This is a genomic window from Rhodococcus sp. USK10, from assembly GCF_019378875.1.
GTDB classification, from domain to species: domain Bacteria; phylum Actinomycetota; class Actinomycetes; order Mycobacteriales; family Mycobacteriaceae; genus Rhodococcus_F; species Rhodococcus_F pseudokoreensis.
Genome location: NZ_CP076048.1, coordinates 1285970 through 1299295, shown reverse-complemented (window position 1 = coordinate 1299295; position 13326 = coordinate 1285970). Strand labels below are relative to the sequence as shown.

Genomic DNA, 13326 nt, shown 5'->3' with positions numbered 1-13326 from the left:
ACCGACGTGAGCGACATATCGACGACGACGGGCGGACGCGGCATCACGGTGCCGCCTCCGCCCGTTCCGCCTGCGCGCAAGAAGGTCGCCCGGGTCACCGGTGCCGTGGGACCGCTCGGCATCGGCATCGCGACCCTGTGGCTGAGTGTCATCGTGGTCCTGCCGCTGGCCGCGCTCACCGTGGCCTCGTTCGGCGACGGGGTCGCCGGCTTCGTCGACGCGATCACCTCCCCGGTGGCGGTGGCGTCCCTGCGGGTCACGGTCGTGGTGTCGGTGGTGGTGGCCGTGATCAACGTGATCATGGGCACCCTCATCGCGTGGGTTCTCGTGCGCGACGAATTCCCCGGCAAGCGGGTCGTGAACGCGCTGATCGACCTGCCGTTCGCCTTGCCGACCATCGTGGCGAGCATCGTGCTGTTGTCGCTGTACGGCCCGGAGAGCCCGATCGGCGTCCACCTCAACGCCACCCAGCCCGGCCTGATCGTGGCGCTGGCATTCGTGACGCTGCCGTTCGTCGTCCGCTCGGTGCAGCCGGTGCTCATCGAGGTGGACAAGGAAGTCGAGGAGGCCGCGGCCTCCCTCGGTGCCGACAACGTGACGATCTTCCGCAAGGTGGTGCTGCCGACCCTGACCCCGGCGATCATCAGCGGCGCGGGACTCGCGTTCGCCCGCGCGATCGGCGAGTACGGTTCCGTCGTCCTGATCGGCGGAAACATCCCCCGAGAGACTCAGGTCGCTTCCCAGTACATTCAACAGCAGATCGAAATCGACAGGCCGGCCGCCGCGGCGGCGGTGTCGGTGGCCCTCCTGGCCATCGCGTTCGTGACGTTGTTCGCCCTCCGGGTCTTCGCCAGCCGGGGGCAGCGTCGTGAGGAGCAGGCGGAATGAAGCTCTCTGGGCCCACCCGGATCACCCTGCGCACGGTCGCGCTGCTCTACCTGTTCGGCCTGCTGGTCGTGCCCATCGTCATCATCCTGTTCCGCACGTTCGAGAACGGGATCGGTGCCTTCATCGATTCGATCAGCACCCCCGCCGCGATCTCCGCGCTCAATCTGTCCCTGCTGATCGTGGCCATCGTCGTCCCGGTCAACGTGGTGTTCGGAATCGTCACGGCCCTCGCGCTGGTGCGGGGCCGATTCCCGGGCCGCGGCCTGGTGCAGGCGGTGGTCGACCTCCCGTTCGCCGTCTCACCCATCGTGGTCGGTGTGTCGCTGATCCTGCTGTGGGGTGCCAACGGCTGGTTCGGCGGGCTCGAATCGCTGGGGTTCAAGGTGATCTTCGGGCTCCCCGGCATGGTCATCGCCACCCTGTTCGTGACGCTGCCGTTCGTGGTGCGGGAGGTGGAGCCCGTCCTGCACGAGATCGGCGAGGAACAGGAACAGGCCGCGGCGACGCTCGGCGCGAGCCGCTGGCAGACGTTCTGGCTGATCACCCTGCCCGCCATCCGCTGGGGTCTGACCTACGGCGTGGTTCTGACCGTCGCCCGGTCGCTGGGCGAGTTCGGCGCCGTGATCATGGTGTCCTCGGGCTTCCCCGGGGTGTCCCAGACCCTGACCCTGCTCGTGCATTCGCGCTACATCGACGACCACAACACGTTCGGTGCGTACTCCGCGGCCACCCTGCTGATGGGCATCGCGCTGATCACCCTGCTTCTGATGACTCTGCTCGACCGCAAGAGGAGCACCACATGATTACCGTGACCGGCGCCCGGAAGAATTACGGGTCCTTTGCTGCTCTCGACGACGTCTCCATCGACATCCCCTCGGGTTCGCTGACGGCGCTCCTCGGGCCCAGCGGGTCGGGCAAGTCGACGCTGCTCCGCTCCATCGCCGGCCTCGAGGCCCTCGACTCGGGCACCGTCGTGATCGGCGGCAAGGACGTCACCGACATCTCCCCGCAGAAGCGGGACATCGGCTTCGTGTTCCAGCACTACGCGGCGTTCAAGCACATGACGGTGCGCGACAACGTCGCGTTCGGCCTGAAGATCCGCAAGCGGCCGAAGCCGGAGATCGACAAGAAGGTCAACGAGCTTCTCGAGATCGTCGGCCTCGACGGCTTCCAGCACCGCTACCCGGCGCAGCTGTCCGGCGGTCAGCGTCAGCGGATGGCGCTCGCGCGGGCACTGGCGGTGGACCCGAAGGTGCTGCTCCTCGACGAGCCGTTCGGCGCCCTCGACGCGAAGGTCCGCACGGACCTGCGTACCTGGCTGCGCCGGCTGCACGACGAGGTGCACGTGACGACGGTGCTGGTCACCCACGACCAGGAGGAGGCGCTCGACGTCGCCGACCGGATCGCGGTTCTCAACAAGGGCCGGATCGAGCAGATCGGGGAGCCGGAGGACCTCTACGACCGCCCCCGCAACGACTTCGTGATGTCGTTCCTCGGGTCCGTGGCCAAGCTCAACGGGCAGTTGGTCCGGCCGCACGACATCCGCCTCGGCCGCGACCCCGACCTGGCCCTCGCACAGCAGGCGGGGACGGCCGAATCGCTCGGTGTCACGCGCGCCACGGTGGAGCGCGTGGTGCACCTCGGATTCGAGGTGCGGGTGGATCTGCGCAACGAGGCCACCGGCGAACCGTTCTCCGCCCAGGTCACCCGCGGCGACAGTGCGGCGCTCGGCCTGCGGGAGGGCGAGACCGTCTACGCGCGGGCGACGCGGGTACCCGAACTCCCGGAGGCCGAAGTTCCGGTCTCCCTGTAACTCCCCGCCGATGTAGGAGGCGACTGTGGCGACCCCGGTGGATCCCGTCCGTTCCAACGTGCTGATCGTGCACTGGCACGATCTGGGCCGCCACCTAGGGTGTTACGGCGCGTCCGGGGTGCGCAGCCCGAACCTCGACCGGCTCGCCGCGGAGGGTGTGCTGCTGACCGACGCGCATGCGGCGGCGCCGCTGTGCTCGCCCTCGCGCGGCGCCCTGTTCTCGGGCCGGTATCCGCACAGCAACGGACTGATCGGACTCGCGCATCACGGCTGGCAGTACCACGACGACGTCCGCACGCTGCCGTCCCTGCTGGCGGAGGCGGGCTGGTACACGGCCCTGTTCGGGATGCAGCACGAGAGCGCGTATCCCAAGCGGCTCGGCTTCCACGAGTACGACGTGTCGAACTCGTACTGCGGGTACGTCACCGACCGGGCGTCGCGGTGGCTGGCGCGGTTCCCTCCGCACCCGTTCCTGCTGACCGCAGGCTTCTTCGAGACGCACCGCCCGTACCCGGTCGACAGGTATGCGCCCGCCGATCCCGAGGGTTTCGACGTGCCACCGTACCTGCCCGACCGTCCGGAGGTCCGTGAGGACCTGGCCGGGTTCCACGGGTCGATCGAGGTGGCCGACGCGGCGGTCGGCCGGCTGCTGCAGACCCTGGAGGACGAGGGGCTGGACGAGAGCACGTGGGTCGTGTTCCTCACCGACCACGGCGAGGCGTTTCCCGGCGCGAAGTCGACGCTGTATGCGCCGGGCACCGGAATTGCGACGATCATCCGCCCACCGCGGAGGCTGCGGGTGGCGCCACGCGTGTACGACGACCTGTTCAGCGGGGTGGATCTGGTTCCCACCCTCCTCGAACTGCTGGGCGTCCCGGTCCCCGCGGCAGTGGAGGGCGTCTCCCACGCCGCGCAGTTGCTGGGCCGGTCGGAGGCGACCGCCCGCGACGTCCTGTTCACGGAGAAGACGTTCCACGACAGCTTCGATCCCATCCGCGCGGTGCGCAGCAAGCGGTTCAGCTACATCGAGAACTACGCACCGCGGCCCAGGCTCGACCTTCCTCTCGACATCGAGAACAGCCTGTCCGGTGGGGCGCTGGGCACCGAGCATCTCCTGCCACGTCCGAGCCGGGAACTCTACGACCTGCTCGCCGATCCCGGTGAGCGTGACAATCTCGCCGACACCGAGAACTTCGCCGGGACGCAGGCCGAGTTGGCGCTCGAACTCGCGACGTGGCGACGGGCCACCGGCGACTCGATCCCGAGCGAGGAGGAGGGAACGGCCTACGCCCGGAAGGCGATGGAGGAGTACCTCGCCACGCTCGGCAGGGTGCCGGACGTGCGTTCGGCCTACAGCGACGAACGCGGAATCCTCGACGAACCCCGGAGCGGGGTGGAGACGTAGCGGCATCGAGAGGCAGGGCGCCGCGGGTGGATGATCGCGGTTCCGTCGCCGCTCCCTGCACACCGGTGGTGCACTGGGAGGATGAGCGTCGACTGCCCGCGGTTCACCCCGCCGAGGCCGCTGCCGCTCGCTGAGCTAGGCCTGCAACCCCTCGTGCCGGGCGAGTTCGGTGAGAATCCGGGCGACCAGGTCGTCGAGGTCGGCGCCGGTGGTGTCGAAGGCGAGGTCCGGGTTCTCCGGCGCCTCGTACGGGGCGTCGATCCCGGTGAGGCCGCGGAGTTCGCCCGCCCGCGCCCGGGCGTAGAGCCCCTTGGGGTCGCGTCGCTCGCACTCGGCGACCGGGGTGCTGACGTGGATCTCGAGGAACGGCAGGTCCGCGGCCTCGTTGAGGGCGCGGGCGATGGCCCGGTCCGACCGGAGCGGCGACACCATCGACGCGATGGCGACCACGCCGGCGTCGGCGAACAACCGGGTGAGATGACCGACGCGGCGGATGTTCTCGGCCCGGTCGCCGGGTGAGAACCCCAGGTCGTCCGAGATGCCGTGGCGGACGTTGTCGCCGTCGAGAAGGTAAGCGGTCCGGCCTGCGTCGACGAGCGTCCGTTCGAGCGCGACCGCGACGGTCGACTTCCCGGACGCGGGCAGCCCGGTGAGCCAGATGGTGGCGCCCCGCTGCCCGGTCGCGGACCAGCGCCGGTCCCGCTTCAGCGACGACGGGTGCCACTTGATGTCGTGCCGGGTCTGCTCGCCGGGAACCACTTCCCGGGTGTCGCTGACCGTTCCGGCGCCGACGGTGTCGTTGCTCTGCTCGTCGATGAGGATGAACGCGCCGGCGTCGCGATTGGTGGCGTACGGGTCGGCGAGCACCACCGTGCTCGTCCGGAGCGTGATCCGGCCGATGTCGTTGAGCGCGAGTTCGCTGGGGGAGTCCTGTTCTTCGAGAGTTTCCGGGTCGAGCCGGGTGTGCAACTCCTGCACCGTGGCGCGCACGGTGCGGCTGGTGTGCTTGAGGGCCACCCGGTCGCCCGCCCGCAGCGGCGTCTCGCTCAGCCAGCACACGGTCGCGTCGATCTCGCGGGCCGGGACGGGTGCGGTCGCATCGGTCGCCGCACTCACGACGAGGTCACCGCGGGCGACGTCGACGTCGTCGGCGAGTTCGAACGACACCGACAGCGGCGCGACCGCGACGGCCCGGTGCGGATCGAGGGTGTCGAGGGCCGTGACAGTGCTGCGGGAACCGGCAGGCAGCACCACCACCTCGTCCCCGACGGACAGGGTGCCCGCCGACAGCCGGCCGGTGTAGCGGCGCCGCTGATGGTCCGTGGGACGTGCGACCCACTGGATGGGCAGTCGCAGTTCGGATGCGACGGCCGACGGCGCGGCGAGTTCCACCGCTTCGAGATACTCGAGGAGCGTGGGCCCGGTGTACCAGGGTGTCGAATCCGACCGCGTGACCACGTTGTCTCCCCGGGTGGCGGACACCGGGATCACCGTGACGTCGCGGCCGCCGAGGCGCTGCGCGAGCAGGCCGAGTTCCGATTCGACTTCCTTGAACCGGGTCTCGTCGAAGTCGACGAGGTCGATCTTGTTGACCACCGCGACCAGGTGCGGGACGCCGAGGAGGTCGGCGATCCGGGCGTGGCGCCGGGTCTGCCGGAGCACGCCGGTCCGCGCGTCCACCAGCAGCACGGCCACGTGGGTGTTCGACGCTCCGGTGAACATGTTGCGGGTGTACCGTTCGTGCCCCGGTGTGTCGGCGAGGACGAAGCTCCGGGTCGGCGTCGAGAAGAAGCGGTAGGCGACGTCGATGGTGATGCCCTGCTCGCGTTCGGCCCGCAGCCCGTCGGAGAGGGCGGCGAGATCCGCCTGGCCGTCGGCGTTCGTCACCGCCTCGAGGTGGTCGGTGGGCAGGCTTCCGGTGTCGTGGAGGAGGCGGCCGATGAGGGTGCTCTTCCCGTCGTCGACGCTGCCCGCGGTGGCGAGTCGCAGCAATTGGCGAGGCCGGCTTGTGGTGGTCATCAGAAGTACCCCTCGCGCTTGCGGTCTTCCATCGCGGCAACGGAAGTCCTGTCGTCGGCCCGGGTTTCTCCGCGTTCGGAGACCGTGGCCGCGGCGATCTCCTCGATCACACCGGCGACGTCGTCGGCGTCCGAATGTACGGCGCCGGTGATGGTGAGGTCCCCGACGGTGCGGTACCGCACCCGGAGTCGTTGCACCAGTTCGTTTTCGGTGGGCAGCGTGTACTCGGACAGTCCGAGCAGGATGCCGTCGCGTTCGAACACCTGCCGCTCGTGGGCGAAGTAGATCGACGGCAGCGCGAGCTTTTCGAGTTCGATGTAGCGCCAGATGTCGAGTTCGGTCCAGTTGCTGAGCGGGAACACCCGGACCTGCTCGCCGCGGCGAATCCGCCCGTTGTACAGCGACCACGGCTCGGGGCGCTGCGAACGCGGATCCCACTGCCCGAACTCGTCGCGGAAGCTGAGCACCCGCTCCTTCGCGCGGGCGCGTTCCTCGTCCCGGCGCGCGCCACCGAAGGCGGCGTCGAAGCGGTGCTCCTCCAGGGCGTCGAGCAGGGTCCGGGTCTGCAACCGGTTCCGGGACGTGCCGGGACCACCCGTTTCGGTGACGCGGCCCTTGTCGATCGACTCCTGCACCGACGCGACGATCAGCCGGTGACCGTCCTCGGCGAGCCTGCAATCGCGGAAGTCGATCACCTCGGGGAAGTTGTGCCCGGTGTCGACGTGCAGGACGGGAAACGGCAACGGGGACGGCCGGAACGCCTTCTCCGCCAGCCGCAGCAGCACGATCGAGTCCTTGCCTGCCGAGAACAGCAGCACCGGTCGTTCGAGTTCCGCGACCACCTCGCGGATGATGTGCACGGCCTCCGCCTCCAGCGCGCGGAGTTCGTCGACGTGTGCGTCCGTGTCGGCGTGCGGTGCGGCGGTCACAGCGGAAGTCCGTTCGCGGGGGCCTCGGACCGGTAGCGCTCGACCCATTCCTTGGAGCGGCCGTCGCTCTGCCGTTTCAGCGGCGGCGGGGGCGCGAGATCGGCGTCGAGGCCGAGTTCGACGAGCACCTTCGCCGCCGTCGCCTGCGGGGCCGCGACGAGATCGTCGAAGCTGATGTCGATGTGGTCGAGATCCTCCGTCTCGAACCAGTTGCGCCACTGCACATCCTGATCGCGGAGGATGCGCACGAGGTGGGCGATGCCGTCCGCGTGGTACTCGGCGCCGTCGTGCGGGGCGGGCGGCGTGGCGTCGTCGCGCCAGACCTGGGTCTGCACCGCCCGCCACATCGACACCGCCTGCGCGACGACGTCACGCCGGAAGACGTGGATGAAGACGAGGTCGCCGTCCAGGATGTCGTCCAGCGCGGACCGCAGGTCGTCGCCGGAGCGGTCCGGGAGTCCGGCGGCGCGGTCGAGCACGAGCGGCACCTGGTTCCACATCAGTTTGCCGCCCCATACGCCGTTGGGGGTGCGTCCGAGGTTGAGCAGTTGATCGCGCCACTGCTCCGCGGTGCGCGTGTCGGCGGTTCCCGGTTCGAGCGGGGCGAGCAGGGAGAGCACCGTCTCGTCTGTGACCGACTCGAACCACTGCCGTGGCTGCGGTGACCGGCTGGTGGACGGCAGGTATTGGAAGAACTCCTCCGGGTTCCCGGCGACGGTCGTGGCACGGAGGGATTCGACGAGCAGCGTGCTGCCACTGCGCTGCGACGCGCAGACGAGATATGAGCGTGGCTCCGACATGCCGGAAACTATAAAGGCGAAATTCGGTGCCGAAATCGGGAGGAAATCGGATTAGCGTGATCGAAACACTTGCTTTTCCGCTGCCGATGATCGGTTGAAAATCGGGGCGCGGGGCAGGGTGAAAAGCGCCAGTTCAGGGCAGTTTTCGGGCAGTTGACAGCGGGGTGCTTGTCGCCGGCGGAATTATCGCGCGACGGGCGAATATGAATCAGGCTGATCGAAACCCGCGGTCAGCCTTTTCGGCAGATGAGAACAGGGCACCGGGCGTGGTGGATGAGGCTCTGACTCGTCGAACCCACGATCGAGGCGGTGAACGGATTTCTGCCGTGACTGCCGACGGCGATCAACTGCGCGCCGAAGGAGTACTCGAGGAGCACCTTCATCGGCCCGCCGCGCTCGAGGCAGCGTGTGACCTCGACATCGGGATACTTCTCGCGCCACCCGGCGAGGCTCTCGGCGAGCCACGCCTCCTCGTGCTGCACCAGATCGGACCAGTCGGTGAAGCGGCGTTCCTCCGAATACCACGCTCCGAGGGTGGAATGCTCGGCCCACGTGTGCACCGCGACGAGCGGAGCGCCGAAGAACGCCGCGAACTCGAACGCATGGGCCACCGCCATGTCGCTCAGTTCACTTCCGTCCACACCGACCACGACGGGACGCGTCTCGCTGACCTCGTGGCCCTGGATGCCGCGCCAGACGACGACGGGGCATTCGGCTCGATTCGACACCCGGACCACGTCGGAACCGGCGACCACGGATTTCATCTCACTCGTGGCCGCAGGCCCCAGAACCAGCATCCGGGCCGTCTTGGACAGTTCCACCAATGCGTGGGCGGGTGGTCCGGGATGGGTACTGCGCTCCACTTCGAGGTCCTGCTGCCCGTTCAGTACGGCGCGTTCGGCGGCCTCGAGGAACTCCTCGCCGTCCGGGTGACCGTCGCCGCTCCCGGAATTCGGATGCTTCGGTAACACGTGGACGAGGCGCAGCGGCTCCTCGAAGCGCCGCGCGGCGGACGCAGCCCACGCCGCCGCCTCCAGTGCGCCGTCCGATCCGTCGATGCCTGCCACGATGCCGCGTCGAATCCGTGCTGTGCTCATGGGGGTGCTCCTCACCTCCATTCCAGTTTGATCCAGGACGGCGGCGACGCGCCAGAGGTAAATCGGCAGGCGGCCGATCCCGGTGCGATCGACGTGGTCCGCGGGGATACTCGGGTGACCGGCGAGCGAAGACGAACCGAAGGGGCGACGGACCACATGGCGAAGCGGACGAGCGGCTCGGACGGGGGACGAGGAGACTCTCCCTCGCAGCTGATAGATGCGCGCATCGAGGAGCTGGGTGACTGGCGGGGCGAGATGCTCGCCCGGATCCGGGCTCTCGTCACGCAGGCCGACCCCGACGTGGTCGAGGAGTGGAAGTGGCGAGGGGTCCTCGAGGGCAGCACCCGGCGCGCCATCGACTTTCACGAGGGCGACACGGTCGACGAGAAGGCGTTCCAGGCGCTCGTCCACGCTGTCGTGGCACTGAATACCGCCTGATGCGGGCCAAGGGGTTTCGGTCGCCGAGACCCCGGTTCACCTGGGCTTTCCTCCCGTTTCCGTGGTGTGGTGAACCGGAGGCGCGGGTGAACCGTGTGTACTGCTGGGAGGTGGTGACCGATGCCGGATGCCCAGACGGAGCTCATGCACGCCCTGTACGAGGAACATGCCCCCGCCGTGTGGCGGTATGCCCTCCGGCTGACCGGCGACCGCGCCCGCGCCGAGGACATCGTGCAGGAGGTACTGCTGCGCGCCTGGAAGCACCCGAACGTGCTCGACCAGTCGGAGTCTTCGGCTCGGGCGTGGTTGTTCACGGTCGCCAGGAACCTCGTGTTCGACGAGCACCGCAGTGCTCGCTCCCAGCGTGAGGTCGGGATGAGTACGACACCCGAACGGGCGGCCCCGGACGGCTCGGACGGCGCACTCGACGCTTGGATGATGGGGGATGCGCTGGCCCGGGTCAGCGCAGACCATCGTGCGGTCCTGGTGCTCGGCTACTACCGGGGAATGTCGACCCACCAGATCGCCGACGAACTCGGGATACCGGAGGGAACGGTGAAATCCCGCATGCATTACGGATTGCGGGCCCTTCGATTGGCTCTGCAGGAAATGGGGGTGACCCGATGACGCTCGACGACTTCGAGTCGCACGACGATCCCTACGTCCGCTGGGACGCCGCCTACGTGCTCGGTGCCCTCTCCGGCGCCGATCGGCGCGAGTACGAGGCCCACCTCGCCCATTGCGCACAGTGCTCGCAGGCCGTGTCCGAATTGGCGGGCATGCCCGGACTGCTGGCCCTGATCACTCCGGAAGAAGCGTTCGGCACGCTGTCCGACGGTGCGCCGCCAGACGAGGAGATGCCCGCACCGCGGGTGCTGACCGGGTTGGTGGGAACGGTGCAGCGGCGCCGACGCCACCGGCGGGCGGCGACGGCCCTCGCAGCGGCGGCCGCCGTGATCGCAGTGGCCGTCCCTGTCGCGGTGCTGGCGACCCAGGACCGGACACCGGCCGCCCCCGTCACGGCCCTGCCCGCCCCGGACCGTGCGAACACCACCGAGGCGGTGTTCGCACCCGTGGTTCCGACGACGATCACCGCGAACGCGTCCGTCGTGTCGACGTCCTGGGGCACGGTGATCTTCGTCGAGTGCTCCTACGCGGACACGTGGCCCGGCGACGGACGCTACGGCGCCGCCACCGAGGGGTACGCGCTGACCGTGACCGATCGTTCCGGGGTGGTCACCACCGTGGCCACCTGGACGGGGGAAGCCGGGCAGACGGTGCGGCCCACGGCCACCACCAGCCTGCCCCTCGACGCGATCGCGAGCATCGACGTGCGATCCGACGACGACCATCAGGTATTGCTGACCACGGCGTTGTGAACGGGACGCAGGGAGCCGGCCCGGTTTCCGTACTCCCTGCAGGCAGGGCCGCCGTGTCTCGCTCGTCGCGACCGTTTTGCGGAAAAATGTTCTGCCACCGGTGAACCCAGCCGGTCCGTGGTTCGTGTGTATATCCAGTGGGTGATCACAGGTCGCCCCATCCGATCCACGACACGGGGGTCTGCCGATGAATCTCACGCATCACGAGCCACGGAAAACCGGTCGGAGCATGCGCGTCGCCGACTACATCGTCGCGGCGCTGGCGGCCGAGGGCGTCGAGCATGTCTTCGGTGTGGGAGGCGCGAACATCGAGGACCTGTACGACGCGCTGCACCGCTCCCCGGACGTCGAGGGTGTCGTCGCCAAACACGAGTTCTCGGCGACGACCATGGCCGACGGATACGCCAGAACCTCGAACCGGACAGGTGTGGTCGCGGCGACGTCGGGCGGCGGTGCGCTCAATGTGATCGCCGGGCTCGGTGAGGCATTCGCGTCCCGGGTGCCGCTGCTGGCGTTGATCGGGCAACCGCCGACGTCGCTCGAAGGGGCGGGCGCGTTCCAGGACACGAGTGGACTGGCGGGGTCGATCGATGCGTCCCGGTTGTTCGGCGAGGTGTCGCTGTACTGTGCGCGCGTCGAATCGCCGCTCGACCTCGACCGCCAACTCGCCGAGGCGCTCGCGGCGGCGCGCCGCGGGGGACCGGCAGTACTGCTGCTACCGAAGGACATTCAGCGGGCGATCGGCGAGTTCCCGGAACCGCACCGAACGGACCCGGCCGCACAGCGCATTTCCACCACGGACGTCACGCGGCTTGCCGAGGCCCTGCGCGACGACTACGGCCGTATCACCGTCATCGCAGGCGACGAGGTCGCGCGGGCGGGCGCGCGAGAGGAACTCGCGGAACTCGCGCACGTGCTCGGAGCGCGCGTCGCCGTCACACCCGACGCGAAGGATGTGCTCGACCCGGCGGCGCCGGGACAACTCGGGATCACCGGCGCGATGGGAAACCCGGATGTGATCGACGCACTGCAGGATTGCGACCTCTGCCTGCTCGTCGGCACCCGACTACCGGTGATGGCGCGGGGAGGGCTCGACACCGTGCTGGAGAAGACGCTGGTGTACAGCGTCGGGTCGGCGACGCCGTACGTGCAGGCTCAGCACGTCCCGACCCGGGATCTGCGGGCGACGCTGCGTGGGCTCGTCGCCGGCATCGGGCCCGCCGCACCACCGGTACCCGTCGCGCACAGCGATCCGACTCCGATCGACGTGCCTCGATCGGACACGTCGGGCCTGCACTACACGGACGCGGTGAGGGCGCTCGCCGCAGCGCTGCCCGACGGCGCCGACGTGTTCGCGGACGCCGGGAACACGGGCGCCGCTGTGGTGCATCACCTTCCGGTCGCGAGCGGAGGGCGGTTCGTGGTCGCGCTGGGAATGGGCGGGATGGGCTACACCTTCGGCGCCGCGATCGGTTCCGCGTTCTCCCGGGGCCGCCGCACGTTCGTGATCGCGGGCGACGGCGCGTTCTACGCGCACGGACTCGAGATCCACACGGCCGTCGAGTACAGCGTGCCGGTCACGTTCGTCGTGTTCAACAACAACGCCCACGCGATGTGCCTCACGCGCGAACAGGTGTATTTCGAGGGCACGTACACCTACAGCCGGTTCCGTCCCGCCCGCATCGGGGCCGGAGTCGGCGCACTGTTCCCCGGGCTGCCGTCCCACACGGTCGACACCCACGCCGATCTGGCCCACGCACTGCGGTCCACGGCGGAGTCGACAGGACCCGCCGTCATCGAGGTCGTCTGCGACGCCGACGAACTACCGCCGTTCCTGCCGTTCCTGACCGCACCCGTTCCAGTCGAGAAATCCGAATCCCGAGAAGGAGCACGCCGATGACTGCCCACGAGATCGCACCGCTGCCCGACCTTCCCGCCGACCTGCCCGGCCTCGTCCGCATCGAGACCTCCGACCGTCACGCCACGACACCGATCATCATGGACATGCTGAGGTCGGTGTACCCGCACGACCAGGTGTTCGGAAAGTACTGCACTGTCCAGGATTACATCGACTGCCCGCCGGACGAGGTGTTCCGCTACCTCTCGCACACCCGGAGCCTCGAGGAATGGACGTACAGCCTGCGGGGATTCACCCCTGCAGGCGAACCCGGGCTGTGGCTCGCGTACGACCGGCTGGGCGACACGACCGAGATCTACACGCGCACCGTGGCACACCCCGCCGCGATGACCGTCGACTATCACTGCGCCTGGGACCAGGGGAAACACCTGTGGATGGTGTACCTGATGCGGGTGGTGGACGCGCGCACGGTCCTCGACGCCGACGGATCCGTCGTGCTGTGGACCAACTGCCACCACCCGTTCTACGACGAGAATCCCTACCCCGAGACAGCTCCCGCCGACCGGGTTCCGTGGGTGGGTGACTTCTGGGAGATGTTCTCCGCCGGACACCAGCTCGAGATGAGCAATCTCAAGGCGATCTGCGAATACCGATGGGCGAACGACCTGCCCGTGACCCCGACGTGGATGAGTGAGTGAGA

The 13326-nt window shown here is 68.8% G+C and carries 13 protein-coding genes; 9 read left to right on the top strand and 4 right to left on the bottom strand.

What is annotated here, in order from left to right:
• Positions 1-6 precede the first annotated feature (6 nt).
• From cysT to I1A62_RS12940, 4 genes are read left to right on the top strand one after another with little or no spacing between them, the layout of a single operon-like run.
• Positions 7-888 (top strand): sulfate ABC transporter permease subunit CysT, encoded by an 882-nt coding sequence (cysT, locus tag I1A62_RS12955; RefSeq protein WP_124391240.1) that lies wholly within the window; start codon positions 7-9, stop codon positions 886-888.
• On the top strand, positions 885-1691 hold the full coding sequence (gene cysW / locus I1A62_RS12950) for a sulfate ABC transporter permease subunit CysW (protein WP_124391241.1): 807 nt from the start codon (positions 885-887) through the stop codon (positions 1689-1691). Before cysT ends, cysW begins: the two co-directional genes overlap by 4 nt.
• A complete protein-coding gene (locus I1A62_RS12945; RefSeq protein WP_124391242.1) occupies positions 1688-2701 on the top strand; it encodes a sulfate/molybdate ABC transporter ATP-binding protein in 1014 nt (337 codons plus the stop codon). Before cysW ends, I1A62_RS12945 begins: the two co-directional genes overlap by 4 nt.
• Positions 2702-2726: 25 nt before the next feature.
• Complete coding sequence (locus I1A62_RS12940) at positions 2727-4106, top strand: sulfatase (protein ID WP_219458845.1); 1380 nt, start codon at positions 2727-2729, stop codon at positions 4104-4106.
• 135 nt (positions 4107-4241) lie between these two features.
• Here I1A62_RS12940 and cysC read toward each other — a convergent pair whose 3' ends face one another.
• The 4 genes from cysC to I1A62_RS12920 form a co-directional block, all read right to left on the bottom strand.
• A complete protein-coding gene (gene cysC, locus I1A62_RS12935) occupies positions 4242-6125 on the bottom strand; it encodes an adenylyl-sulfate kinase (RefSeq protein ID WP_219458844.1) in 1884 nt (627 codons plus the stop codon).
• Entirely contained in the window at positions 6125-7054 is a 930-nt protein-coding gene (cysD, locus tag I1A62_RS12930) for a sulfate adenylyltransferase subunit CysD (RefSeq protein ID WP_219458843.1), read from the bottom strand. Before cysD ends, cysC begins: the two co-directional genes overlap by 1 nt.
• The gene (locus tag I1A62_RS12925) at positions 7051-7854 is read right to left on the bottom strand and encodes a Stf0 family sulfotransferase (protein ID WP_219458842.1); all 804 of its coding nucleotides are present in this window, start codon (positions 7852-7854) and stop codon (positions 7051-7053) included. The genes cysD and I1A62_RS12925 overlap by 4 nt, the downstream gene beginning before the upstream one ends.
• A gap of 230 nt (positions 7855-8084) precedes the next feature.
• Positions 8085-8951: a universal stress protein gene (locus tag I1A62_RS12920; protein ID WP_124391247.1), complete on the bottom strand. Its 867-nt coding sequence runs from the start codon at positions 8949-8951 to the stop codon at positions 8085-8087.
• Between the two features lie 156 nt (positions 8952-9107).
• Between I1A62_RS12920 and I1A62_RS12915 the strand changes: the two genes are divergently transcribed.
• The 5 genes from I1A62_RS12915 to I1A62_RS12895 all read left to right on the top strand — a co-directional run bounded on the left by I1A62_RS12915 (position 9108) and on the right by I1A62_RS12895 (position 13324).
• Positions 9108-9389: a DUF1801 domain-containing protein gene (locus tag I1A62_RS12915; RefSeq protein WP_219458841.1), complete on the top strand. Its 282-nt coding sequence runs from the start codon at positions 9108-9110 to the stop codon at positions 9387-9389.
• A 120-nt stretch (positions 9390-9509) separates the two neighbouring features.
• Positions 9510-10016 (top strand): sigma-70 family RNA polymerase sigma factor, encoded by a 507-nt coding sequence (locus tag I1A62_RS12910; RefSeq protein WP_087559547.1) that lies wholly within the window; start codon positions 9510-9512, stop codon positions 10014-10016.
• Positions 10013-10768 carry a zf-HC2 domain-containing protein gene (locus I1A62_RS12905; protein WP_124391249.1) on the top strand — a complete coding sequence of 252 codons (756 nt, stop codon included), beginning with the start codon at positions 10013-10015 and terminating at the stop codon, positions 10766-10768. The genes I1A62_RS12910 and I1A62_RS12905 overlap by 4 nt, the downstream gene beginning before the upstream one ends.
• A gap of 187 nt (positions 10769-10955) precedes the next feature.
• Entirely contained in the window at positions 10956-12668 is a 1713-nt protein-coding gene (locus tag I1A62_RS12900) for a thiamine pyrophosphate-binding protein (RefSeq protein ID WP_124391250.1), read from the top strand.
• On the top strand, positions 12665-13324 hold the full coding sequence (locus I1A62_RS12895) for an SRPBCC family protein (RefSeq protein ID WP_124391251.1): 660 nt from the start codon (positions 12665-12667) through the stop codon (positions 13322-13324). Before I1A62_RS12900 ends, I1A62_RS12895 begins: the two co-directional genes overlap by 4 nt.
• Positions 13325-13326: the final 2 nt, after the last annotated feature.

What these genes read in the sequence shown, in the direction of transcription:
- cysW (WP_124391241.1), top strand. Translation starts at nt 885, where the DNA reads ATGAAGCTCTCTGGGCCCACCCGGATCACCCTGCGCACGGTCGCGCTG.
- I1A62_RS12945 (WP_124391242.1), top strand. Translation starts at nt 1,688, where the DNA reads ATGATTACCGTGACCGGCGCCCGGAAGAATTACGGGTCCTTTGCTGCT.
- cysC (WP_219458844.1), bottom strand. Translation starts at nt 6,125, where the DNA reads ATGACCACCACAAGCCGGCCTCGCCAATTGCTGCGACTCGCCACCGCG.
- I1A62_RS12925 (WP_219458842.1), bottom strand. Translation starts at nt 7,854, where the DNA reads ATGTCGGAGCCACGCTCATATCTCGTCTGCGCGTCGCAGCGCAGTGGC.
- I1A62_RS12920 (WP_124391247.1), bottom strand. Translation starts at nt 8,951, where the DNA reads ATGAGCACAGCACGGATTCGACGCGGCATCGTGGCAGGCATCGACGGA.
- I1A62_RS12915 (WP_219458841.1), top strand. Translation starts at nt 9,108, where the DNA reads ATGGCGAAGCGGACGAGCGGCTCGGACGGGGGACGAGGAGACTCTCCC.
- I1A62_RS12910 (WP_087559547.1), top strand. Translation starts at nt 9,510, where the DNA reads ATGCCGGATGCCCAGACGGAGCTCATGCACGCCCTGTACGAGGAACAT.
- I1A62_RS12905 (WP_124391249.1), top strand. Translation starts at nt 10,013, where the DNA reads ATGACGCTCGACGACTTCGAGTCGCACGACGATCCCTACGTCCGCTGG.
- I1A62_RS12900 (WP_124391250.1), top strand. Translation starts at nt 10,956, where the DNA reads ATGAATCTCACGCATCACGAGCCACGGAAAACCGGTCGGAGCATGCGC.
- I1A62_RS12895 (WP_124391251.1), top strand. Translation starts at nt 12,665, where the DNA reads ATGACTGCCCACGAGATCGCACCGCTGCCCGACCTTCCCGCCGACCTG.